Genomic DNA, 23,307 nt, shown 5'->3' on the forward strand with positions numbered 1-23,307 from the left:
CGAGTTCTTTTCTCTTTGCGTGCCCAAAGAGAAAGGGCACCCCGATGGCGCGCCCTCCGGGCATCCTGCCCTGCGGGTGCGCGGCTGGGCTGCGGGCTTTTTCGACGGGACTCCTGTCCCGGCGAAAAACTGGCCCGCATCCATGCGGGCCACCCTGCGGGCTTTCCTCCACCCACCCGCCGCACCATAGGGGCCCCGGGTAAAGCAGCGCGCTCCAGGCGCGCACTTCTGGAAAGAGCAAAAACCAAAGACTCAAGCCAAGTCAAAGCCAAGTCAAAGCCAAGACCAGGCGCGAAGCGCTGCAAGTTCACGATGCACTTGCTTCTGTTTCTGTTTCTGGCGCGCACGATGCGCGCCTGCTCTTCCGGGCCCTCTCGGTGGCGGTGAGGCGAGGACGATCAGGCCGCGCAGCGGGCGAGGCCAGGGATGGACTCGCCTTTTCGACCGGGCAGGAGGCCCGGCCGAAAAGCCCGGCCGCGCCTCACGGACTCGGGGGGCAGGATGCCCGGAGAGCGCCACCGCGGGGTGCCCTTTTCTCTTGGCTACTTCTCTTTTGGGCATGCAAAAGAGAAGTAGCTCGGGCTGCGGCAGCAGCACGAAACCGCCTTGTTCCTTGCGATAGCGCGAAAGCAAAAGCCCGTCGCCCCAGATACCTCTCCCCATCCCTCAAAGCGGACGCCATCCATGGCGCCTTCCCGCGTGCCCACAAACGGCCGGCGAGAGCAACGCCCCCGACCGCAAACCGAAGCCGAGCATGAAGCCCGCCTCCCTCTCCGCCCGCGTCACCGTGCTGCTGGCCATCGTCTGCCTGCTGGTGCTGGGCGGCGGCGCAAAGCTGATGGACTGGCGCATCGACCATGAGCTGTCCAGCCGCTTCCACCAGAACCTGCTCGACCAGGCCCGCGCGCTCGGCAGCATGCTCGCCCAGGAACAGGCCGCGCCTTCCGGCCACGTCGTCGCCGGCCCGGCAGGCGACGATGCCTGGTACGAACTCCGCTGCGACGGTACCCCACCGCAACGCAGTGACCCGCCACCGCCAGCCGTGCCGCAGGGCTGGCCCGACAACGTGGATGCGAAGCCACGCTACGCACGGCTCGGCCACCACCAGCACCATCTGGACACGGTGCGACTGAGCTTCGCCCGTCCCGGCAGCACCGCGCCCGGCACCTGTCGCCTGCTGTTCGTACAGGACCGCCACTCGCTCGACGAACTGATGCTGGCGTTCGACTGGATCCTCGCACTGGGCCCGCTGCTCGCCGCCGCCATCGCCCTGATCGCCGTGCCGCTGGTGGTACGCCGCGGCCTGCGCCCGATGAGTGCACTGGTGGATCACATGGGACGCATCGGCCCGCAGGCCCCAGGACAGCGCCTTGCGCCCATCGGCCTCAAGGAACTCGACCCGCTGGTGGCGCGCTTCAACGATGTGTTGGCGCGCATGGACGACGGCCTTGCACGCGAGCGCCAGTTCGCCAGCGGCCTTGCCCATGAAACACGCACGCGTCTCGCCGAGCTGCGTGCGCTGGCCGAGGTGGAGGCGCGCTACCCCAGCGGCCGCAGCCTGCCTGATCTGCTGGCGGAGATCGGCAGCATCGGCGCGGAGCTGGAAGCCACCGTCACCGCCCTGCTCCTGCTCACGCGCCTGCAGTCCGGGCTGGAGCAGCCGCAGTGGCAACAACTGTCGCTGGCACCCTGGCTGGAGCGCCAGCTGCAACGTCAGCACGCAACGGTCGCCGCGCGCGGCATCGCGCTGGTGATCAAGGGGACGGCGCCGGCCGAACTGCATACCGATCCCGCCCTGCTGGAGGTGATCGTCGGCAACCTGCTGGGCAACGCCTGCGCCTACGCTCCCGAAAGCGACACCGTGCGGCTCAGCATCAGCGAACGCGGCCTCGCCATCGACAACGCCGCGTTCGGCCTCACCGACGCCGACCTCGCCAGCTTCGGCCAACGCTTCTGGCGCAAACAGCTGCCCCATGCAGGGCACGCCGGGCTCGGCCTGGCGCTCACCGCCGCCGCCGCACGCGCGCTGGGCATGGCACTGGACTTCCGCCTCGATCCGCAACAACGCCTGCATGCCACACTCGATTGGCAGGCAGCCGTCATCCGGGAAACGACCACGCCATGAGCGACACGCCCACACCCATCCTGCTCGCCTGGAGCGGCGGCAAGGATTGCCTGATGGCCCTGCAGCGCCTGCGTACCGATCCTCGCTGGGAGGTGGTCGCCCTGCTCACCACGATCAACCGCAACTATCAGCGCATCGCCATGCATGGCGTGCGGTACGACGTGCTGCAGGCGCAGGTGGCCGCGCTGGGCCTGCCGCTGGTGGAAGTGCTGCTGGATTGGCCGGGCAGCAACGAATCCTACGAAGCCGCCCACGCACAGGCACTGGCCGAGGCACGCATGCGCTGGCCCGGCATCCGCCATTGCGCCTTCGGCGACCTGTTCCTGGAAGACGTGCGCGACTATCGCGTGCGCCAGCTCGGCCGGGACAACTGGCGTGCGGTGTTCCCGCTGTGGGGCGAGGACACCGCTGCGCTGTCGCGCCGTTTCGTGGCCGAGGGACACCGCGCCATGTTGTGCTGCGTGGATACGCAACAGCTCGACGCCGCGTTCAGCGGCCGCGCCTACGACGCCAGCCTGCTCGACGCGCTGCCCGCCGGCGTCGACCCCTGCGGCGAGCGCGGCGAGTTCCACACTCTGAGCTGGGGCGGCCCGCTGTTCCGCCAGCCGGTCAGGCTCAAGCGCGGCGAATCCGTGCTGCGCGACGGCCGCTTCCAGTTCACCGACTTCCTGCTCGACGATGACGCGCAAGGCTAGGAGCTTGTCTCTACACGTCCTGCCCGACGCGCTGCAGCCCGGTCTCGCGCTGGTGTTCTGCGGTACCGCGGCCGGCAAGCGCTCCGCCGCCGAAGGCGCCTACTACGCGCATCCGGGCAACCTGTTCTGGCGTGCGCTGCACGAAGCCGGCATCACCGCACGCCTGCTTGCTCCCGCGGAGTTCCCTCTGCTGCCGCAATTCGGCATCGGCCTCACCGATCTCGCCAAGCGCCACAGCGGCAACGACGACGAACTGCCGCCCGGGGCGTTCGACGTGCCGGCGTTGCGCGCGAAGATGGAACGCTATGCGCCTAGGGTGATCGCCTTCACCAGCAAGAACGCGGCACGCGCCGCATTGGGGCACGCCGTTTCGTATGGCCTGCAGGACGAGTGCATTGGCACGACAAGCGTGTTCGTGCTGCCCTCACCCTCAGGACAGGCGCGAGGACATTGGGACATCGAGCCCTGGCGCGCGCTGGCCGCGCTCGTCTCCCTCTCCCCTCCGGAAAAAGGGATGGAATGAGGACAGGTGGCTCGCGACAAGTTTTCACTTTCGCAACTTGGCTCGCCTGCGGCGGGCTTTCGATCGCCTGCCGCGGTGTAACCCATGTCCTGGCACACCTGTTACCAATGTCTCCGGTCCATACAGCCGCGCAGAGAAAAGGCCGCGACAGCGGCTCGAAATCGCTTTGAACCTTGCGAAAACATCAACCGATAAGAAAGCCCTAAGCGCCTCCCTGCAATCATATGCAGCATGATTTCCGACGTGCGCCCACGCCCATTTCTTCGCGCTGCCCTGCTCGCCACGGCAGCTCTGCTGTGCAGCTGCGCCACCTATCACCCACTGCCCTTGGGCAACGGCGAGGGTGCCGCCAGTGCCACGCAACTCAGCGTGCCGGCCAACACGATGCCCGTGCCGGAACTGGCGACGCATCGTTTCGATCCGGCCGATGGCCTCGACGTCACCGAGGTGGCGATGCTGGCGGTGGCGAACAATCCAGACCTCAAGACGCAGCGCGATGGACTCGGCATCGCGCGCGCGCAGGCTTTCGCCGCGGGCCTGCTGCCCGATCCGCAATTGAGCTTCGGCGAGGATCTGCCGCATGGCGATGGCGGCGAAAGCGGTGTCACCAGAGCCTACAGCCTCGGTATCGCCGAGGACGTCAGTTCCATCCTGCTGCGTTCCTCGCGCAAGCACGCGGCAAATGCGCAGGCCGAGCAGGTGAACCTCGACCTGCTGTGGGCGGAATGGCAGACCATCGCACAGGCGCGGCTGTTGTTCGAGCAAGTGCAGAATCTGCGCACGCAGCAGGCCGAACTCGATGCCGAGCAGCAGGCGTTGGCGCCAGTGGACCAGGCGGTGCAGGCCGCCGTGCGTGCCGGCAACCTGAGTTACGACGGCGCCAGCGCAGGGCTCAATGCGATGGCCGACGCGCGCAAGCAGGCGTCCGACAACGCAGTGGCCTTGCACCAGGCGGAAAGCGACCTGCGCCAGTTGCTTGGCCTTGCGCCCAACGCCCCGTTGGACCTGGTAGGCCAGCCATATCGCGCCGATCCGGATGACGCGCAGTTGCAAGAGGCATTGGTCGACCTGCCCAAGCACCGTCCCGACCTGCTCGCGCTGCAAGCCGGCTACCGCGCGCAGGAGGCCACCTTGCGCGGCGCCATCCTCGCGCAATTCCCCGCGATCAGCGTGGGCCTCAACAACGCTCGCGACAATACCGGCATCAAGTCCAACGGCTTCAGCATCAACCTCAGCCTGCCGCTGTTCGACCGCAACCGCGGCAACATCGCCATCGAGAAAGCCACGCGCCAGCAGTTGAAGGACGACTACGATGCGCGCCTGCTTGCCACACGCGGCGACATGCGCCGTCTTGCCGCCGACCTGCGTACGCTGGATGCGCAGCAACAGGCGCAGGCCGTGCATGCAAAGCAGCTCGATGCCGCGCGCGACGCCGCGCAGCAGGCTTGGCAGAAAGGCCTGATCGACTGGCCGACGTATCTTTCGATACGCGCCAACGCACTCGCCGCCGACACCGACCTGATCGCGGTGCGGCAATCGCGCTCCGCCACGGCCATCGCGCTGGAAGCCCTGCTGGGCCGTACGGATTTCGTCATGCAACGGACACCCAGACAATGAATCGATCCCTGTTCGTACGCTGTGCTGCGCTGGCCGCCACAGCCCTGCTGCTGGTTGCCTGCGGCGGCAAGGGAAGCGACGACGATCAATCCGGCGACGCCAAGGGCGTGGCACTGGTCACCACCGTGATGCCGGCGCAGCAGCGCTTCCACGACAGCGTGGAGGCCTGGGGCAGTGCAGTGGCCGACCCGCACCACGCACGTACCATCAGCCTCGCGCACGGCGGCCAGGTGATCGCGTTGAAGGTCAGCGCGGGACAGACGGTGAAGCGCGGCGACGCGCTGCTGACGATTGCGCCCGATCCGGTCGCGCGCAGCGCCTATCAGCAGGCGCAGGGCGCGCTGACCCTGGCCGGCAGCGAATTGCGGCGCACCGAACAGATGGCGGCACAGCACCTGGCCACGCAGTCGCAGGTCGCCACCGCGCGCAAAGCGTTGTCCGACGCGCAATCCGCCCTGGAAGCGCAGCAGGCGCTGGGCGGCGGTACTGCGCAGGAAACTGTCGCGGCGCCGGACGACGGCGTGGTGGCCGCCGTGTCGGTGGCGCTGGGCGACCGCTTCGCCGCGAACGCGCCGCTGCTGAACTTCATGCCCGCGCACGCGCTGGTCGCCGAACTGGGCGTGCAACCCGACGCCGGCGCGCTACTCCACGCGGGCATGCCTGTGCAGTTGCACGGCGTGTACGGCGACGGCAAGCCGTTCGCGGGCAAGCTGACGATGGTGGGCAGCGCGATCGATCCGCAGACTCATCTGCTGCCCGTGCAGGCGGAAATCGCCGCCAGCGGCCATGCGGCGCTGGTGGCCGGTGTGGCGCTGGCCGCCACGATCCAGAGCGACGACTACACCGCATGGGCCGTGCCGCGCGCCGCCGTGCTGAACGACGAGCAGGGCGACTATCTGTTCCAGCTCGACCACGACAAGGCGCATCGCGTGGACGTGCAGCTGCGCCAACCGGAAGGCGATACCGTGGGCGTGCTGGGCAAGCTCGACGCAAGGCTTCCGGTGATCGTGCAGGGCGCCTACGAAATCGACGACGGCTCGGCGGTGCGCACGGGCGACAGCAAGGCCGACGACGACCAGACAGGCGACAAGGCCGGCAGCGAGAGCAAACCGTGATCGCCACGCCATCGACGATCACCGACTGGATGCACCGGCATCGCCGCTCGCTGTTGTTCCTCGCCTTCGTCCTCGCCATCGGCGGCATCCTCGGCGCGTTCAATCTGCCGGTATCGCTGTTCCCCGACGTGTCGTTCCCGCGCGTACGCGTGACGCTGGATACCGGCGACCAGCCCGCCGATCAGATGGTGGCGATGGTCACGCGGCCGGTCGAGGAAGCGATCCGCCAGGTGCGCGGCGTGCGCGAGTTGCGTTCCACCACCAGTCGCGGCAGCGCCGAGATCAACATCGGTTTCGACTGGGGCGCAGACATGGGCCGCGCCCTGCTCGACGTCGACGCCGCCGTCGGCGAAGCGCTGCCGCACCTGCCGCCCGGCGTGGACGTGCAGGCGATCCGGCTCGATCCCACCGTCTTCCCCATCCTTGCCTACAGCCTGCGCTCCGACACGCTAACGCCCGCGCAATTGCACGACATTGCCGAATACCAGCTGCGCCCGCTGCTCTCCGGCGTCGCCGGCGTCGCGCAGGTGGACGTGCAGGGTGGCGAAGTCGCGGAGTTCCATGTGGATGTGGATGCGGCGAAGCTGCGCGCGCAAGGCCTCGCGCTCACCGACGTGGAGCACGCGGTGGCGAACGCCGCCACCATCCAATCGATGGGCCGCCTGCAGGACCATTACAAGCTGTACCTGCTGCTGGCCGACAACCAGCCCGCCACCATCAAGGCGCTTGGCGACATCGTGCTGCGCGCCGACGCGCACGGCCTGCTGCGCCTGGCCGACGTGGCCACGGTAGTCATGGGTCACGAGCCGCAGTGGGTACGCACCACCGCCGACGGCCACGATGCCGTGTTGATGCAGGTATTCCAGCAGCCCGACGGCAACAGCGTACAGATCGCCAACGACGTGAAGCAGCGGCTGGCCGAGTACCAACGGCAGGCGCCGAAGGGCCTGCACATCGCCAACTGGTACGACCAGACGCAACTGGTGCTGGGCGCGGCCGGCAGCGTGCGCGACGCGATCCTGATCGGCATCGTTCTGGCGGCCCTGGTGCTGTTCGTGTTCCTGCGCAACGTGCGGGTGATCCTGGTCGCGCTGATCGTGGTACCGGCCACGCTGGCGGTCACCGTGCTGCTGCTGACCGTGCTGCACATGAGCTTCAACATGATGACGCTGGGCGGCATGGCCGCCGCGGTGGGCCTGCTGATCGACGATGTGATCGTGATGCTGGAACACATCATGCGCCGGCTGCGCGACGGCGGCGCCGGCGAAGTGCGCGAACGCATCGCGGGCGCGGCGCTGGAATTCACCCGCCCGCTCACCGGTTCCAGCGCCGCCACGGCAGTGATCTTCCTGCCGCTGGCTTTCCTGAGCGGCGTCACCGGCGCGTTCTTCAAGGCGCTGTCGCTGACCATGGCCAGCGCGCTGGTGATCTCCTACCTGCTCACCTGGGTGGCGGTGCCGCTGCTGGCCGAATGGCTGATCGACGAACGCCATGCCGCGGAACATCCGCCAGGCCGCTTCTCGCAACGCATGCTCGCCGGCTACGAACGTACGCTGGGCCGTCTGCTGCAGCGCCCGGCGCTGGTGCTGATCGGCGTGATCCCGTTGCTGCTGGCTGGCGCGCTGGCGTACCGGCAAGTCGGCAGCGGCTTCATGCCGCAGATGGACGAAGGCGGTTTCACACTGGACTATCTCTCGCCGCCCGGCACCTCGCTGGACGAGACGGATCGCCTGCTGCAACAGGTGGAAAAAATCATCCGCGCCAACCCCTACGTGGACACCTATTCGCGGCGCACCGGCCTGCAGCTCGGCGGCGGGCTCACCGAGGCGAATACGGGCGACTTCTTCGTGCGCCTGAAGAACGGCTCCCGCCCCGCCACTGCCGACGTGATGGAGCAGATCCGCCAGCAGGTCGCGGCACGGGTGCCGGGCCTCGACGTGGACGTCGCGCAGCTGATGGAAGACCTGATCGGCGACCTCACCGAAGTGCCGCAGCCCATCGAGATCATGCTCTACGGCGACGACGAGACGCAGCTGGACGACACCGCGAAGAAGGTGGCCGCCGCCATCGGCAAGGTCGATGGCATCGCCGAAGTGCACAACGGCATCAATCCCGCAGGCGACGCGCTGGACGTGCGCGTGGATCCGGCAAAGGCCGGTCTGCTCGGCCTCGATCCGGCGACGGTGGCGCAGCAGGTGTCGGACGCGATGGGCGGCAACGTGGCGGCGCAGCTGCCGCAGGGACCGAAGATGCTCGGTGTGCGCGTATGGCTGCCGCCTGCCTCGCGCGCGCAGGTGGAACAGCTCGCCACGCTGCCGATACGCGCAGGCGACGGCCACGTCGTCCCGTTGTCCGAACTCGCCACCATCCGCGCGGTGCAGGGCCAGCCGGAAATCAACCGCGACAATCTCAAGCGCATGATCGCCGTGACTGCGCGCATCGTGGGCCGCGACCTAGGCTCCACCGCCAACGACGTGAAACAGGTACTGGCCAAACCGGGCCTGCTTCCACCCGGCATGTACCACGAGCTGGGCGGCCTCTACGCGCAGCAGCAGACCGCCTTCCACGACCTGCGCCTGGTGATGCTGGCGGCCATCGCGCTGGTGTTCGCGCTGTTGCTGTTCCTGTACGAGAGCTTCCGTGTCGCGCTGGCGATCATGGTGGCGCCGTTGCTGGCGCTGGCGGCGGTGTTCGTGGGGCTGTGGATCACCGGTATCGAACTCAACATCTCGGCAATGATGGGCATGACGATGATCGTGGGCATCGTCACCGAGCTGGCGATCTTCTACTTCACCGAATTGCGCGAAGCCGAGCAAGACATGTCGCTGCACGAAGCGTTGCGTCACGCCGGCCACCACCGCATGCGGCCGATCCTGATGTCCACCATCGCCGCCATCCTCACCTTGCTGCCGCTGGCGCTCGCCATCGGCGAAGGCTCGCAGATGCAGCAACCACTGGCGGTGGCGATCATCGCCGGCATGCTGGTGCAGGTGCCGCTGGTATTGCTGGTGCTGCCGGTGGTTTACTCGGTGCTGCGCAAACCGTCGAAGAGCGCAGACCACCCATAGGCAATACCTGTTTTGCGGGAGCCCCGCGATGACCATCACGATTACCGCCTTTGAACGCTCGCCCGATGGCGGCAAGGGACTGGCGCGCGACACGCGCGTCCGCTGGGCGCTCGAGGAAACGGGCCTGCCCTACGAAGTCCGCTTTGTTTCGTTCGGTGCGATGAAGGAGCCCGCGCATCGGCGCCTGCATCCCTTCGGCCAGATCCCGACCTACGAGGAAGGCGATCTCGCCCTGTTCGAAACCGGTGCGATCGTGTTCCACATCGCCGAACGCCATGCGGGCCTACTGCCGGACAATGCCGATGCCAGGGCGCGCGCGGTCATGTGGATGTTCGCCGCGCTCAACACCGTGGAGCCGCCCATCCTCGACCTGCAAACCGCCAAGTTCATGGAGGGCGACAAGCCCTGGGCCGCGGAGCGCCTGCCGCTCGTCAAGGATCGCATCCGCCACCGGCTGCGCGAGCTCTCCGTTCGCCTTGGCGATGCCGACTGGCTCGACGGCGCGTTCAGCGCAGGCGACCTCATGATGGTGTCGGTGCTGCTCAGGACGAGATCCTCGGGCATCCTGGACGAATTCCCGGACCTAGCCGCCTATGTGGCCCGCGGCGAAGCACGCCCCGCGTACAAACGGGCGTTCGCCGCCCAACTCGCAATCAACGCAAGCCCACCTCCCGCAGGCTGACCGGGTTCGACCCTAGTCCTCGGGAGTATGCCGATACCTTCCCACATCCTGCGGGCTCACGGCGCCCGCGTGGTTGCCCCAGGCTTGACGGATGTAGCTGACCACGGCAGCCACTTCGGCATCGTCGAGCTGCTGCGCATACGGCGGCATGGAATACGGCCGCGGGTTGGCGACGGTGCTGGGGGCGAAGCCACCGAGCAGCACCATGCGGATGGCATTGATGGCGCCAGGCTCAACAACGGAGACGTTGCCGTCCAGAGACGGATAGGTGCCAGGCGCGCCATGGCCGTCGGCACCGTGGCAGTCGGCACAGCGTTGCCGATAGACGTCCTTGCCCTGCTGCACCAGGCGGGCAGCGTCGGGTGGCGCTGCCGGTGAGACCGGCAGCTGGCGCGACGGCAGCATGGACAGGTAGTCGGCCATCGCGTGCAGATCCGCGTCGTCCATGTGCTGCGTGCTTTGCCGCACCACGTCGGCCATCGGGCCGAAGGCGGTGCCGCGCGCGGACTGGCCGGTCTTCAGCAGGTCGACGATGTCCTGCGCATGCCAGCCCGCGAGGCCGCCGTTGGCCTGCGTGGAAAGATCGGGGGCGTACCAGTGCTGCGCGGGTATCTCGCCGCCGGCGAGGAAACGATCGGGCATGACCGCGCCCAACGCATCGCGCGGTGCGTGGCATTCGTTGCAATGGGCGAGGCCCTGGACGAGATAGGCACCGCGATTCCATTGGGCAGTCCGTTTCGGATCGGGTCGATACGTGCCTTCGCGGAAGTGGAGCGCACGCCACGCCACCAGCAACCGGCGGATGCTGTATGGAAACGCCAGTTCATTCGGAATGTCCGTGCGATGCACCGGCTGCAAGGATTGCAGGTATGCATAGATCGCCAGTGCGTCGTCGCGCGTGAGCAGGGTGTACGAGGTGTACGGGAATGCGGGGTACAGCGGCTCGCGCTGCCGCCCGATGCCGGAATGCAGCGCCTGCCAGAAATCCTCGAAGCTCCAGTCGCCGAGTCCGGTGGCTCGATCGGGCGTGAGGTTGGTCGTGGCGATGCTGCCGAACGGCGTCGGCAGCAGGCGGCCACCGGCAAAGGGCACCCCGCCCTGCGCAGTGTGGCAGGCGGCGCAATCGCCGGCGACGGCGAGTGCCGCGCCCCTTGCAATCAACGCCGGATCGCGCAGGCTCGCCTCGCTGACGGCACTCTCTCCGTGCGATACCGGCACATGCCCGAGTGGATGCAGCAACCAGCACGTCAGCAACACCAGCGCCAACACGAAAGCCAAGGACAGGACACGCAGCAGCCGCTTCATGTACCCGCTCCATTCCCGGCGAGCACACCGCAATGCAGCGGCGGCCGCACGCTGCCGGCCGGTTGCGCATGCATGTCGGCGGGCAGCTCGCGGCTGGAGAGCCATGCCGACACCGCAGTGATGTCGGACTCGCCCAGGCGCGCCGCCACTTCCGCCATGCAATCCGGTGCCACGGTGGCACGGGTATGCGTGCGCCACGCGCCAAGCTGGGCGCTGATGTAGTCGTACGGCAGGCCCACCAGACCGGGAATGTCCGGCTGCACCCCGGTGAGCTGGTTGCCATGGCATCGTGCGCACGCGGGAACGCCGCGCGCGGCATCGCCCAGCGTGACGAGCTGCTCGCCGCGCTGCATTGCTTGCGCAGGCACGGGCGGCAAAGGCGAGCGCGTGTATGGCACCTGCTGCGCCGCGAAGTATTCGGCGATCTCGTGCAGGTAGTCCGGACTCAAGCCGCGCACGGTGTATTCCATCGGCGCGTACTGGCGCAGTCCGTTCTGGAAATCCATGAGCTGGCGCGTGAGATACCCGGCCGGCTTGCCGGCAAGGCGCGGGAAGAAGCCGCTTCCGGGCGAACCTTCGCCATGCCCTCCATGGCATGCTACGCATGCGGCGATGCGCTGCTGTAGCGTATCGGGCACCGCCGGCGCCATCGATGCCTGGGATCCGGCAAACGCTGGCGACAGCAGCGACGACAGGGCAAGCACCATCGCGCACCGGACGATGCGTATGACGACGGCACGCGCCATGCAGAAGGGTGGCTGATTCATGCGTCGAGTATAGGCAGATCGGGTTGCCCAACCGGGCTATGCTCCGCGCATCGCGACACCACGTCGCAGTGCCTGGGGGACGCCATGACATGCCAACTGTTCGCTCGCCCACTGCTCGTCGTCGCCCTGCTCGCCAGCATGCCGCTGGCCGCGCAGCAGCACGACGACGACTATGCCTCCATCGCCCAGCTGCAACAGCGCATGGATGAGGGCAACCTGAGCAGCAAGGGGCTGACGCGGGATTTCCTCAACCGCATCCAGCGCATCGATGGCAGCGGCCCCGCATTGCACTCGGTGCTGCAGACCAATCCCGATGTGCTGAAGATCGCCGCCTCGCTCGACGCGAAGCGGACGAAGCAGCATGGGCCGCTGTACGGCATCCCCGTGCTGCTGAAGGACAACATCGATACCGGCGACCGCGAGCAGACCACCGCCGGCTCGCTGGCCTTGGCCGGCGCCCCGGCGCCGCACGACGCCACCGTGGCCGCGAAGCTGCGCGCGGCCGGCGCGGTAATCCTCGGCAAGACCAACCTCAGCGAATGGGCCGACTACCGCTCCAACCACGCCTCGAGCGGCTGGAGCGGTGTCGGTGGGCAGACCCGGAACCCCTACGCGCTGGACCGCAACCCCTGCGGTTCCAGTGCGGGTTCCGCCGCAGCGGTGGCCGCCGGGCTGGCGACGGTGGCCATCGGCAGCGAGACCGACGGCTCCATCATCTGTCCCTCGTCGATGAACGACCTGGTCGGCATCAAGCCCACGCTGGGCCTGGTGAGCCGCGCCGGCATCGTGCCGATCAGCACCAACCAGGACACCGCGGGGCCGATGGCGCGCAGCGTGGCCGACGCGGCCGCCCTGCTCTCGGTGATCGCCGGCAGCGACGAGCGCGACCCGGCCACTGCGGACGCCGACCAGCACGCCACCGATTACACTCAGTTCCTCGACCCGAACGGTCTTCGCGGCAAGCGCATTGGGGTGGTGCGCGCACTGGGCGGCGTCGAGCCGAACGCCGACCGCGTGCTCGACGAAGCCATCGCCGCGATGAAGGCGCAGGGCGCGATCATCGTCGACCCGGTGCAGCTGCCGCACATCAACGAACTCGGCGACGCCGAGTCCATCGTGATGCAGTACGACTTCAAGCACGACATCAACGCCTACCTCGCTACGCGCACCGGGCTGAAGGTACACACGCTGGCCGACCTGATCGCCTTCGACAACGCGCACGCCGCCGAAGAGATGCCGTGGTTCGGGCAGGAGCTGTTCGAGCAGGCCCAGGCGCACGGCCCGCTCACCGATCAGGCCTATCGCGACGCGCTGACGAAGGCAAAGCAGCTCTCCGGTCCCCAGGGCATCGATGCAGCACTGCAAGCGCAGCACCTCGATGCACTGCTGGCACCGTCTTGGGGACCGGCCTTCATGACCGATCCCGTGCTGGGCGATCACATAGTCAGCGGCGATCCAACCATCGGTGGCCCCTCGCAACCCGCCGCGGTGGCCGGCTATCCCTCGATCACGCTGCCCGCCGGCTGGGCGCACGGCTTGCCGGTGGGCATCGTGCTGTTCGGCGCGAAATGGAGCGAGCCCACGCTGATCTCCATCGCATACGGTTTTGAGCAGCACACGCATGCGTGGCAGCCGCCGAAGTTCCTGGACACGGTGGACGGCAAGCCGGTGGCATCGCCGAAATAACGGGCAACGGATACCTCACATGGAACGCCAGCCGCACATCCACTGCCCGCTCTGCGCCTGGGAGCCGCGCCCCGGCAGCCGCTGGAAGTGCACATCGAGCGAACCCGGCTCCGGCTGCGGTACGGTGTGGAATACGTTCTGGACGGCCGGCTGCTGCCCAGGCTGCGGACATTACTGGTCGATGACGCAATGCCTGTCTTGCTGCAGGGCCTCTCCACACGAGGCGTGGTACCACTTTCCGCCGCCGGCAGATGCTGATGCGCGCGAAGCGGAAGACGCATTCGAAACGACGGGCTGAGTCCGTCGCAACTCGACTCAACCCGCCTCGCTACCCTGACCGCCCACCGACTTGCGCACGATCAGCATCGCGAGCTCCAGCGACTGCTCGTAGTTGAGCCGCGGGTCAACCATCGACTTGTACGCGCGCTGCAGGTCGGCTTCCGACAGTCCACGCGCACCGCCGGTGCATTCGGTGACGTCCTCGCCCGTCAGCTCCAGGTGCACGCCACCCAGTCGCGTACCGGCCGCAGCGTGAATGTCGAACGCCTGGTCCAGCTCGCCACGGATATTGTCGAAGCGGCGCGTCTTGTAACCGTTGGAAGTGCTTTCGGTATTGCCGTGCATGGGATCGGCAACCCACAGTACGCGCCGGCCATCGCGCCTCACTGCCTGCAACAGCGGCAGCAACGCCTCGGCGATCTTCGCATTGCCCATGCGATGGATCAGAGTGAGCCGTCCAGCCTCATTCTGTGGGTTCAGCGCGTCGATCAACGGCAGCAGCTGGTCCGGCGTCACCGAAGGGCCGACCTTTACGGCGATCGGGTTGCGGATGCCGCGGAAATACTCCACGTGCGCGCCGTCCAGCGCCGCGGTGCGCATGCCGATCCACGGAAAGTGGGTGGACAAGTTGAACCAGCCCCGATGCCGCGGCACCTGCCGCGTGACCGCCTGCTCGTAATGCAGCAACAGCGCTTCGTGCGAAGTGAAGAAATCCACCTTGGTGAAGCCGGCGATCGGCCCCGCCAGGGTTTCCATGAAGCGCAACGAATCGCCGATACCGGCCACCATGCGGCGGTATTCAGCGGCCAGCGGCGAGTGCTCGACCCATGCCAGGTCCCAGTATTCCGGGTGGTGCAGGTCGGCGAAGCCGCCGTCGATCAGCGCGCGCACGAAGTTCATCGTCAGCGCGGAATGCGCATGCGCGCGAATCAGGCGCTGCGGATCGGCGCGCCGCGCCGCAGGGGTGAATTCGGGCCCATTGACCACGTCGCCGCGGAAGCTGGGCAACGCCACGCCGTCGCGCGTCTCGGTATCGGCCGAACGCGGCTTGGCGTACTGGCCCGCGAAACGTCCTACCCGCAGCACCGGCTGTTTCAACCCGTGCACCAGTACCAGACTCATTTGCAGCAACACCTTGAGCCGGTTCGAGATGATCGGGCTGCTGCAGTCGGCGAAACTTTCCGCGCAATCGCCACCCTGCAAGAGAAAGCGCTTGCCCTCCTGCGCCTCGGCCAGCGCCTGCTTCAACGCCAACACTTCCCACGAAGTTACCAGCGGCGGCAGCTGTGCCAGTTGTGCCGTGGCCTGCGCCAACTCGGCGGCGTCTTCGTAGTGCGGCTGCTGCAGTGCCCTGCGCTGCTGCCAGGACGACGGCGCCCAATCCTCGCTCTGTGTTCCGTTGCTCATCGCACCATCACCTTCGTGCGGCGCAGGCCGGCCAGGACTGCCCACAGTCCGAGCAGCGCGAACCAGATCAGCGACCACCACGGCATCGACAAACCAAGGATGGGCTGCACTCTGGCGCATTCGCCGGAACCGGTGAGCACCTTGAGCAGCACATGGATCAGGCCCCCGTTGCTGGCACGGGTCTCCAGCAGATAGCCCAGCGGGGCCCCACAGCTCGGCACTTGGTCCAACGGCAGCGACTGGATCCACAGGTGACGGGCGGCGATGCCGATGCCCACCAGCGCGACCGACACCAGCAGCGCCACGTAAAGCCAGCGGCTGCCGCCGCGCGGCGCGTGCAGGCCGCCGACCAGGAACACCACGCCGAGCCCAATGAACGCCACGCGCTGCAGGATGCACAGCGGGCACGGGTCCATCTGCAGCACGTACTGCGCATACAGCGCAAAGCCGATCAGACCGGCACAGACGAGAAAACCTGCCAGCAGGCATATGCGAAACGACCAACGCATGGGATTCATGGGCGAGAGGAAGTGGAGCGGAGACACGACATTACCCGCTTGCCGGCGGCCTGTCAGTATCGTCACGCCACGCTCCCGGCCGCGCAAACGAAAACCCCGGCAGGTCGCCCGGCCGGGGTTTCGTTTGGATGTCTGGATGTCCGCGAACGCGACGCTTACTCGGCGTCGACAGCCTCGGCCTGCGGGCGACCGACCAGCTCGACATACGCCATCGGGGCGTTGTCGCCGTCGCGGAAGCCGCACTTCAGGATGCGCAGGTAGCCGCCGGGACGCTCGCGGTAACGCGGGCCCAGCTCGACGAACAGCTTGCCCACCGCTTCCTTGTCGCGCAGGCGCGCGAAGGCGAGGCGGCGGTTGGCGACGCCGTCGGTCTTGGCCAGCGTGATCAGCGGCTCGGCGACGCGGCGCAGTTCCTTGGCCTTCGGCAGGGTGGTACGGATCAGCTCGTGCTTGAACAGCGACGAAGCCATGTTCTTGAACATCGCTTCACGGTGGGCGCTGGTGCGGTTGAGCTTGCGACCGGATTTCATGTGGCGCATGGCGAATACTCTCTATGTAGGTCTGTTGTTATGAAAAGCCGGCACTCATGTCCGGCTTCCCGCGGTTGCCCGCTGATGAGGCCCTTGGTGATACGGGCTTCTATTCAGAGCGCGGCCATGGATGGCCGCTTCTGGCGCCCGGTGACAACACACGACATGTGCCCACCGAACGCGTATGGCGCAGCGATCACGGACGATCGCAAAAATTACGCCGCGGCCATGAGTGGCCGCTTTTGACGTTCGGCCAAGGCGCTATGCACGCCTTGGCCGATGTCTTGCTGCATGGCGATCAAGGACGATCGCACTAGTAACTATCAACCCAACTGCATGCCGTGCGAGAGGCCGGCCGGCGGCCAGTTCTCCAGCTTCATGCCCAGGGCCAGGCCGCGCGAACCAAGGACATCCTTGATTTCGGTGAGCGACTTCTTGCCCAGGTTCGGCGTCTTCAGCAGCTCGACCTCGGTCTTCTGCACCAGGTCGCCGATGTAGTAGATGCTCTCAGCCTTCAGGCAGTTCGCCGAACGCACGGTGAGCTCCAGATCGTCGATCGGGCGCAGCAGCAGCGGATCGAACCCGCTCTTCTCGGCCTTGTCGGTGGCGCTCTCGCGACGCGAGAAGTCACCGAACACCGACAGCTGGTCGTTGATGATTTCGGCAGCCTTGCGCACCGCGTCCTCGGCACCGATCGTGCCGTTGGTCTCGATGTCCAGCACCAGCTTGTCGAGGTTGGTGCGCTGCTCGACACGAGCGGCGTCCACTTCGTAGGCCACGCGCAGCACCGGCGCGAACGAGGCGTCGAGCTGCAGGCGACCGATCGGACGGGCTTCGTCGTCCGGATGGACGCGCGAGCTGGCCGGCTGGTAACCCACGCCGCGACGCACCTTCAGGCGCATGTTGAGCGCGATGTCCTTGGTCAGGTGGCAGATCACGTGCTCGGGGTTGATGATCTCCACCGAGTGGTCGACGACGATGTCGCCGGCCGTGACCACGCCCTTGCCCTTCTTGGACAAGGTGAGGGTGACTTCGTCGCCGGTATGCTGGCGAATCGCCACGTCCTTGAGGTTCAGCAGGACTTCGATCACGTCCTCCTGCAGCCCCTCAAGCGTGGTGTATTCGTGCAGCACGCCGTCGATCTCGACCTCGACGATGGCACTGCCGGGGATCGAGGAAAGCAAGACGCGACGGAGCGCGTTGCCCAGGGTGTGACCGAAACCGCGCTCGAGCGGTTCGACCACCACCTTGGCGCGATTGGCGCCAAGCTGTTCGACGCTGAGGCCACGCGGCCGCAGCACGCTAGTAGACGAAACTGCCATGCAAGGCTCCGATGATTACTTCGAGTAAAGTTCGACGATCAGGGCTTCATTGATGTCGGACGGCAGGTCGCCGCGATCCGGCACCGCCTTGAACGTGCCTTCGAACTTCTTGCTGTCGACTTCGACCCAACCCGGACGCAGGTCCATGGTGTCGAACACGGTCGCCGCTTCCTGAACGCGCAGCTGGGCGCGGGCACGCTCGGTCAACGCAATCGCGTCGCCCGGCTTGACCTGGTAGGACGGGATGTTGACCTTCTTGCCGTTGACCAGCACCGCCTTGTGCGAAACCATCTGGCGGGCCTGGGCGCGGGTGACCGCGAAACCCATACGGTAGACGACGTTGTCCAGGCGGCTCTCGAGCAGGCGCAGCAGGTTCTCGCCGGTGTTGCCCTTGAGGGTCGAAGCCTTGGTGTAGTAGTTGCCGAACTGGCGTTCAAGCACACCGTAGATGCGCTTGACCTTCTGCTTCTCGCGCAACTGGACGGCGTAGTCGGACATACGCATGCGCTTGTTGGCGCCATGCTGGCCGGGCTTGTTCTCCAGCTTGCACTTGGAGTCGATTGCGCGGGCCGGGCTCTTGAGGCTCAGGTCGGCGCCTTCGCGGCGGGCGAGCTTGCAGGTAGCTCCACGATAACGTGCCATGGTTGTGCTCCTTAGACTCGACGCTTCTTGGGGGGACGGCAGCCGTTGTGCGGAATCGGCGTGACGTCGATGATGTTGAGCACCTTGTAACCCAAGGCATTCAGCGAACGCACGGCCGACTCACGACCCGGGCCCGGGCCCTTGATGCGCACTTCCACGGTCTTCACGCCGTAGTCGCCAGCGGCACGGCCAGCCTTCTCGGCGGCGACCTGGGCAGCGAACGGGGTCGACTTGCGCGAACCGCGGAAACCCGCGCCGCCGGCAGTCGCCCACGACAGGGCGTTGCCCTGGCGATCGGTGATGGTGACGATGGTGTTGTTGAAGGAGGCCTGCACGTGGGCCACGGCATCCGTGACAACGCGCTTGATCTTCTTCTTGGTCTTGACAGGCTTGGCCATATTCTCGATCCGTTACTTCTTGATGGCGCGACGCGGGCCCTTGCGGGTGCGTGCGTTGGTACGCGTGCGCTGGCCGCGCACCGGCAGGCCACGACGATGGCGCAGGCCGCGATAGCAGCCCAGATCCATCAGGCGCTTGATGGCCATGCCCACTTCGCGGCGCAGATCGCCTTCCACGACGTACTTGGCGATTTCCGCGCGAAGCTTTTCCACTTCGCCTTCGCTGAGCGACTTGATCTGGGTGGTAGGAACCACGCCAGCGTCCACACAGACCTTCTTGGCCCGGCTGCGGCCAATGCCGTAAATGCTCTGCAGACCAACCCAGACATGCTTCTGGACCGGCAAATTGACACCTGCGATGCGCGCCATGATGTGCTTTCTCCGAGTGCTTTCGTGCGCGGTAAACGCGCAATTCTATCTTGAATCAACTTGTCAGGAAAGTCCTGCAGCGCTCAACGCCGCCTGACCCTCCGGGTTTTCGACCCGTCTCCCGCGCCCAGCAGCCACTAGTTGCGACGGAGATTGGCCTTCTTGAGCAAACTTTCGTACTGGTGGCTGACCAGGTGCGCCTGCACCTGCGAGGTGAAATCCATCACCACGACCACCACGATCAGCAGCGACGTACCACCGAAGTAGAACGGCACATGCCAAAACTTCTGCATGAACGACGGCACCAGACAGACCAGTACCAGGTACAACGCACCCACTCCGGTCAAGCGGGTGATCACGCCGTCGATGTAGCTGGCGGTGGCGCGACCCGGGCGAATACCCGGGATCAGTGCGCCGGAACGCTTGAGGTTGTCCGCCGTCTCTTCCGAGTTGAACACGACTGCGGTGTAGAAGAACGCAAAGCCGATCACCAGCACCGTATAGACCAGCGCCCACAGCGGTTCGCCCGGGCTCAGGGCCTGGGTCAGGTCCTGCAGCCAGCGCGACTGGTGGCCGGCGCCGAACCAGCTCACCGCTGTCGCCGGGAACATCAGCAGACTGGATGCGAAGATCGGCGGAATCACGCCCGACATGTTGATCTTCAGCGGCAGGCTGGAACTCTGGTTCTGGTAGCCGCGCTGGCCACCGGAACGCCGTGCATAGTTGACTGTGATCCGCCGCTGCGCGCGCTCCATGAACACGCAGAACGCTGTAACGCCAAGCACGATCGCAAACACGACCAGCAGCATCAGCACCGAGAGCTCACCGTTGCTGGACATGCCCAGGGTGTGCACCACCGCGCCCGGCAGGCCAGCCACGATGCCGGCGAAGATCAGCAGCGAGATGCCGTTGCCGATGCCGCGTTCGGTCATCTGCTCGCCCAGCCACATCAGGAACATGGTGCCTGCGGTCAAGCCCACGACCGAAGCCAGCACGAAGCCGAAGCCTGGCATGTACACCACCGGCGCTCCGCCCGCGGCGACCTGCTTCTGCAGCGCTACCGCGATGCCGAAGGACTGGAACAACGCCAGGCCCACGGTGCCGATGCGGGTATACATCGTCATCCGCCGCTTGCCGGATTCACCTTCCTTGCGCAGCGCCTGCAGGCTGGGGATCACCGAACCCATCATCTGGATCACGATGGATGCCGAGATGTAGGGCACTACGCCCAGCGCGAACACCGAGAAGCGCGCCAGTGCACCACCCGAGAACATGTTGAACATGTCCATCAGGCCGTTGCCCTGAACCAGGTTGCTCATCGCGTCCGGGTTAACGCCCGGCACCGGAATGAACGAACCGAGGCGGAACACCACCAGCGCACCGATCACGAAGAAGATGCGCTGGCGCAGCTCGGTCAGTTTGCCGAGCTTGCCGAGTGCGTTGCCTTTGGCCTGGGCCACGCGATTACTCCACGCTGCCGCCGGCCGCTTCGATGGCAGCCTTGGCGCCGGCCGTAGCCAGCAGACCCGAAAGCTTCACCGCACGGCCGATTTCGCCCTTCAACACCACCTTGACCTTCTTGGCGCGACTGTCGATCAGGCCGGCCTTGTGCAGCTCGATCGCGTCGATCACGTCGGCCTTGAGGTTGGCGAGCTGGTACAGGAACACCTGCTGGCTCTCGGCCTTCAGCTTGGAGCGGAAGCCGACCTTGGGCAGGCGACGCTGCAGCGGCATCTGGCCGCCTTCGAAGCCGTATTTGTGGGTGCCGCCAGCGCGGGCGTGCTGACCCTTGTGGCCGCGACCGGCCGTCTTGCCGAGGCCCGAACCGATGCCACGACCCACGCGCAGACGCGTCTTGCGCGAACCGGCGGCGGGCTTGATGTCGTTGAGACGCATGATTATTCCTCCACCTGGACCAGGTAGTAGACCGTGTTGATCAAGCCACGCACCTGCGGGCTGTCCTTCAGCTCGCTGACGTCATTGGTCTTGTTCAGGCCCAGCGCCTTGACGCTGAGGCGATGCCGTGCCTGCACGCCGCGCAGGCCCTTCACCAGGCGCACGCGCACGGTGCCGGCGGTTTCGTTCTTCTTAGCCATTGCCCAGCACCTCTTCCACGGTCTTGCCACGCTTGGCGGCGATCTGCTTCGGCGAAGCGACAGCCTGCAGGCCCTTGATGGTGGCGCGCACCAGGTTGATCGGGTTGCGCGAGCCGACGGCCTTGGCCAGCACGTTCTTCACGCCGACCACTTCCAGCACGGCACGCATGGCGCCGCCGGCGATCACGCCGGTACCTTCGGAAGCCGGCTGCATGTAGACGCGGGCAGCGCCGTGGTTGGCCTTGATGGCGTACCACAGGGTGCCGTTGTTCAGATCGATGTTCACCATGTTGCGGCGGGCGCGCTCCATGGCCTTGGAAATGGCGACCGGCACTTCACGCGCCTTGCCATAGCCAAAGCCGACCTTGCCCTCGCCGTCGCCGACCACGGTCAGCGCGGTGAAGCTCATCTGGCGGCCACCCTTGACGGTCTTGGCCACGCGGTTGACGGCAATCAGCTTCTCGAGCAGGCCGTCTGAATTTTCACGATCAGTCGAAGACATAGTCTTTTCCGTATGCCCGGATCATCCGGGACTTTTGCTTGCGGCTGGGCCGCTTGGAGTTTTTGTGGTCGATTCAAGACACGGCGTCCATGCCGCGAAAACTGTCCGGCCGTCATGGCCGGATTCCTCAATCAGAACTTCAGACCGGCTTCGCGGGCAGCGTCGGCCAGCGCCTTGATGCGGCCATGGAAGCGGAAGCCGGAGCGATCGAACGCCACCGACTCCACGCCGGCAGCCAGCGCACGCTCGGCCACGGCCTTGCCCACCGCGGCAGCGGCGGTCAGGTTCTTGGTGCCTTTCAGGCCTTCGGCAACCGACTTCTGCACGGTGGAGGCAGCGGCCACCACTTGCTGGCCGTCGGCGGCGAACACCTGGGCGTAGAGATGCTGACCGGTGCGATGCACCGACAGGCGCGCCACACCGAGCTTGCGGATGTGCGAACGCGTGGACTTGGCGCGACGCAGGCGTGATTCGTTCTTGTTCATCTGTCTGTTCCTCGAAAGCGGATCGGCAATAGTTACGCAGTGCTCTTGTGAGTAGTGCAGCCATGGATGGCCGCTTCCACACGCAGGGAAAGCGTACTCAGGCCTTCTTGGCTTCCTTCAGGGTGATCTTCTCGCCGGCATAGCGCACGCCCTTGCCCTTGTAGGGTTCGGGTGAGCGGAAGGCGCGGATCTTGGCAGCAACCTGGCCCACCACCTGCTTGTCGGCACCCTTGATCAGGATTTCCGTCTGCGTGGGGGTTTCCAGGGTGATGCCCTCCGGAGCCTCGAACACCACCGGGTGCGAGAAGCCCAGGCTCAGGTTCAGCGCCTTGCCGGTCATGGACGCGCGGTAACCCACGCCGACCAGCTCCAGCTTGCGCTCATAACCTTCGGACACGCCCTTGACCATGTTGGCCAGCAGTGCGCGCGCGGTACCGCCGAACTTGTCGTCGGCGCCTTCGGCCAGCTGGATGTTGACGGCATCGCCTTCAACCCTCAGCGATACGCCGGGCAACACATGAATGGACAGCGTGCCCTTCGGGCCCTTCACGGAAACACCGTCGGCGGCAGCCTTCAGCTCCACGCCCTTCGGCAGGTTGATCGTCTTCTTGGCAACACGTGACATCGTCGGCTCCTTAAGCGACCTGGCCGATGACTTCGCCGCCCAGACCCTTGGCACGGGCCTGTGCGTCGGTCAGCAGACCGGCGGACGTCGAGATGATCGAGATGCCCAGACCGCCGAGCACCTTCGGCAGTTCATCCTTGCCGCGGTAGATGCGCAGACCGGAACGGCTGACGCGGGAAATGGACTCGATGGCCGGACGGCCTTCGAAGTACTTCAGGCGAATTTCGAGAACGGGCTTGCCTTCCGCCTGGGCGGACTGCACGTCGAGTACGTAGCCTTCGTTCTTGAGAAGGTTGGCGATGGCCACCTTCAGCTTCGACGACGGCATGCTCACCGTGTGCTTGCCCATCAGCTGGGCATTGCGGACACGCGTGAACATGTCGGCGATGGGATCAGTCATGCTCATGAAAACATCCTTCAGAGTGCACCGATATCCGATAAAACCGGAAATCTTCTAGATTGTGATGCTGACAAAGCGTCAGCCTGCGTTGCGCAGACCGACGACTATAACAGCTTTTTCCGGCTTTGCGAATATCGGCACTGGAATTGCG

General features: G+C 66.2%; 24 protein-coding genes. 8 read left to right on the forward strand and 16 right to left on the reverse strand.

The genetic code is table 11. The annotated features are described in order from the left end of the window. The first annotated feature begins 754 nt into the window (after nucleotides 1-754). The 7 genes from IHE49_RS09040 (at nucleotide 755) to IHE49_RS09070 (ending at nucleotide 9,825) form a co-directional block, all read left to right on the forward strand. On the forward strand, nucleotides 755-2,125 hold the full coding sequence (locus tag IHE49_RS09040; RefSeq protein WP_192157011.1) for a HAMP domain-containing sensor histidine kinase: 1,371 nt from the start codon (nucleotides 755-757) through the stop codon (nucleotides 2,123-2,125). Beyond that, the gene (locus IHE49_RS09045; protein WP_192157014.1) at nucleotides 2,122-2,820 is read left to right on the forward strand and encodes an ATP-binding protein; all 699 of its coding nucleotides are present in this window, start codon (nucleotides 2,122-2,124) and stop codon (nucleotides 2,818-2,820) included. Before IHE49_RS09040 ends, IHE49_RS09045 begins: the two co-directional genes overlap by 4 nt. Further along, on the forward strand, nucleotides 2,804-3,343 hold the full coding sequence (locus IHE49_RS09050) for a mismatch-specific DNA-glycosylase (RefSeq protein ID WP_192157016.1): 540 nt from the start codon (nucleotides 2,804-2,806) through the stop codon (nucleotides 3,341-3,343). The genes IHE49_RS09045 and IHE49_RS09050 overlap by 17 nt, the downstream gene beginning before the upstream one ends. Before the next feature lie 243 nt (nucleotides 3,344-3,586). Beyond that, nucleotides 3,587-4,960 carry a TolC family protein gene (locus tag IHE49_RS09055; RefSeq protein WP_343227561.1) on the forward strand — a complete coding sequence of 458 codons (1,374 nt, stop codon included), beginning with the start codon at nucleotides 3,587-3,589 and terminating at the stop codon, nucleotides 4,958-4,960. Further along, nucleotides 4,957-6,075: an efflux RND transporter periplasmic adaptor subunit gene (locus tag IHE49_RS09060; protein ID WP_192157020.1), complete on the forward strand. Its 1,119-nt coding sequence runs from the start codon at nucleotides 4,957-4,959 to the stop codon at nucleotides 6,073-6,075. Before IHE49_RS09055 ends, IHE49_RS09060 begins: the two co-directional genes overlap by 4 nt. A gap of 29 nt (nucleotides 6,076-6,104) precedes the next feature. Beyond that, nucleotides 6,105-9,143, forward strand: a complete 3,039-nt coding sequence (locus IHE49_RS09065) for an efflux RND transporter permease subunit (RefSeq protein WP_192157129.1) — start codon at nucleotides 6,105-6,107, stop codon at nucleotides 9,141-9,143. Nucleotides 9,144-9,171: 28 nt separating this feature from the next. Then, the gene (locus IHE49_RS09070; protein WP_192157022.1) at nucleotides 9,172-9,825 is read left to right on the forward strand and encodes a glutathione S-transferase family protein; all 654 of its coding nucleotides are present in this window, start codon (nucleotides 9,172-9,174) and stop codon (nucleotides 9,823-9,825) included. A 12-nt stretch (nucleotides 9,826-9,837) separates the two neighbouring features. On the opposite strand, the gene IHE49_RS09075 is transcribed toward IHE49_RS09070, so the two are convergent. Together IHE49_RS09075 and IHE49_RS09080 are read right to left on the reverse strand one after the other, a co-directional pair. After that, complete coding sequence (locus IHE49_RS09075) at nucleotides 9,838-11,130, reverse strand: cytochrome c (RefSeq protein WP_192157024.1); 1,293 nt, start codon at nucleotides 11,128-11,130, stop codon at nucleotides 9,838-9,840. Beyond that, nucleotides 11,127-11,780 (reverse strand): c-type cytochrome, encoded by a 654-nt coding sequence (locus IHE49_RS09080; protein ID WP_225578320.1) that lies wholly within the window; start codon nucleotides 11,778-11,780, stop codon nucleotides 11,127-11,129. The genes IHE49_RS09075 and IHE49_RS09080 overlap by 4 nt, the downstream gene beginning before the upstream one ends. A 255-nt stretch (nucleotides 11,781-12,035) precedes the next feature. On the opposite strand from IHE49_RS09080, the gene IHE49_RS09085 reads away from it, so the two are divergent. Beyond that, nucleotides 12,036-13,583 carry an amidase gene (locus tag IHE49_RS09085; RefSeq protein WP_225578321.1) on the forward strand — a complete coding sequence of 516 codons (1,548 nt, stop codon included), beginning with the start codon at nucleotides 12,036-12,038 and terminating at the stop codon, nucleotides 13,581-13,583. Nucleotides 13,584-13,898: 315 nt separating this feature from the next. Here IHE49_RS09085 and IHE49_RS09090 read toward each other — a convergent pair whose 3' ends face one another. From IHE49_RS09090 to rpsH, 14 genes are all read right to left on the reverse strand, one after another. Then, nucleotides 13,899-15,269: a 3-deoxy-7-phosphoheptulonate synthase class II gene (locus tag IHE49_RS09090; protein ID WP_192157028.1), complete on the reverse strand. Its 1,371-nt coding sequence runs from the start codon at nucleotides 15,267-15,269 to the stop codon at nucleotides 13,899-13,901. After that, a complete protein-coding gene (locus IHE49_RS09095) occupies nucleotides 15,266-15,787 on the reverse strand; it encodes a disulfide bond formation protein B (protein ID WP_192157133.1) in 522 nt (173 codons plus the stop codon). The genes IHE49_RS09090 and IHE49_RS09095 overlap by 4 nt, the downstream gene beginning before the upstream one ends. A 155-nt stretch (nucleotides 15,788-15,942) precedes the next feature. Further along, on the reverse strand, nucleotides 15,943-16,326 hold the full coding sequence (gene rplQ, locus IHE49_RS09100; RefSeq protein ID WP_181301027.1) for a 50S ribosomal protein L17: 384 nt from the start codon (nucleotides 16,324-16,326) through the stop codon (nucleotides 15,943-15,945). Nucleotides 16,327-16,640: 314 nt separating this feature from the next. Beyond that, nucleotides 16,641-17,639, reverse strand: a complete 999-nt coding sequence (gene rpoA / locus IHE49_RS09105) for a DNA-directed RNA polymerase subunit alpha (RefSeq protein ID WP_181301024.1) — start codon at nucleotides 17,637-17,639, stop codon at nucleotides 16,641-16,643. A gap of 15 nt (nucleotides 17,640-17,654) precedes the next feature. Beyond that, nucleotides 17,655-18,281, reverse strand: a complete 627-nt coding sequence (gene rpsD / locus IHE49_RS09110) for a 30S ribosomal protein S4 (RefSeq protein ID WP_192157030.1) — start codon at nucleotides 18,279-18,281, stop codon at nucleotides 17,655-17,657. An 11-nt stretch (nucleotides 18,282-18,292) separates the two neighbouring features. After that, nucleotides 18,293-18,679 (reverse strand): 30S ribosomal protein S11, encoded by a 387-nt coding sequence (rpsK, locus tag IHE49_RS09115; RefSeq protein WP_007513384.1) that lies wholly within the window; start codon nucleotides 18,677-18,679, stop codon nucleotides 18,293-18,295. Nucleotides 18,680-18,691: 12 nt separating this feature from the next. After that, a complete protein-coding gene (rpsM, locus tag IHE49_RS09120; RefSeq protein ID WP_192105753.1) occupies nucleotides 18,692-19,048 on the reverse strand; it encodes a 30S ribosomal protein S13 in 357 nt (118 codons plus the stop codon). A 137-nt stretch (nucleotides 19,049-19,185) separates the two neighbouring features. Beyond that, the gene (secY, locus tag IHE49_RS09125) at nucleotides 19,186-20,508 is read right to left on the reverse strand and encodes a preprotein translocase subunit SecY (protein ID WP_192157032.1); all 1,323 of its coding nucleotides are present in this window, start codon (nucleotides 20,506-20,508) and stop codon (nucleotides 19,186-19,188) included. Between the two features lie 4 nt (nucleotides 20,509-20,512). Then, nucleotides 20,513-20,950 carry a 50S ribosomal protein L15 gene (gene rplO, locus IHE49_RS09130; RefSeq protein WP_192157135.1) on the reverse strand — a complete coding sequence of 146 codons (438 nt, stop codon included), beginning with the start codon at nucleotides 20,948-20,950 and terminating at the stop codon, nucleotides 20,513-20,515. Beyond that, nucleotides 20,947-21,144, reverse strand: a complete 198-nt coding sequence (gene rpmD / locus IHE49_RS09135; RefSeq protein ID WP_192157034.1) for a 50S ribosomal protein L30 — start codon at nucleotides 21,142-21,144, stop codon at nucleotides 20,947-20,949. Before rpmD ends, rplO begins: the two co-directional genes overlap by 4 nt. After that, nucleotides 21,137-21,646, reverse strand: a complete 510-nt coding sequence (rpsE, locus tag IHE49_RS09140; RefSeq protein ID WP_192157037.1) for a 30S ribosomal protein S5 — start codon at nucleotides 21,644-21,646, stop codon at nucleotides 21,137-21,139. The genes rpmD and rpsE overlap by 8 nt, the downstream gene beginning before the upstream one ends. Nucleotides 21,647-21,777: 131 nt before the next feature. Then, complete coding sequence (gene rplR, locus IHE49_RS09145; protein ID WP_192157039.1) at nucleotides 21,778-22,131, reverse strand: 50S ribosomal protein L18; 354 nt, start codon at nucleotides 22,129-22,131, stop codon at nucleotides 21,778-21,780. A 97-nt stretch (nucleotides 22,132-22,228) separates the two neighbouring features. After that, complete coding sequence (gene rplF / locus IHE49_RS09150; RefSeq protein WP_192157041.1) at nucleotides 22,229-22,756, reverse strand: 50S ribosomal protein L6; 528 nt, start codon at nucleotides 22,754-22,756, stop codon at nucleotides 22,229-22,231. 10 nt (nucleotides 22,757-22,766) lie between these two features. After that, on the reverse strand, nucleotides 22,767-23,162 hold the full coding sequence (gene rpsH / locus IHE49_RS09155) for a 30S ribosomal protein S8 (protein WP_192157043.1): 396 nt from the start codon (nucleotides 23,160-23,162) through the stop codon (nucleotides 22,767-22,769). Nucleotides 23,163-23,307 lie beyond the last annotated feature (145 nt).

Origin of the sequence: Rhodanobacter sp. 7MK24 (genome assembly GCF_014842995.1) — a bacterium.
Lineage (GTDB): Bacteria > Pseudomonadota > Gammaproteobacteria > Xanthomonadales > Rhodanobacteraceae > Rhodanobacter_A.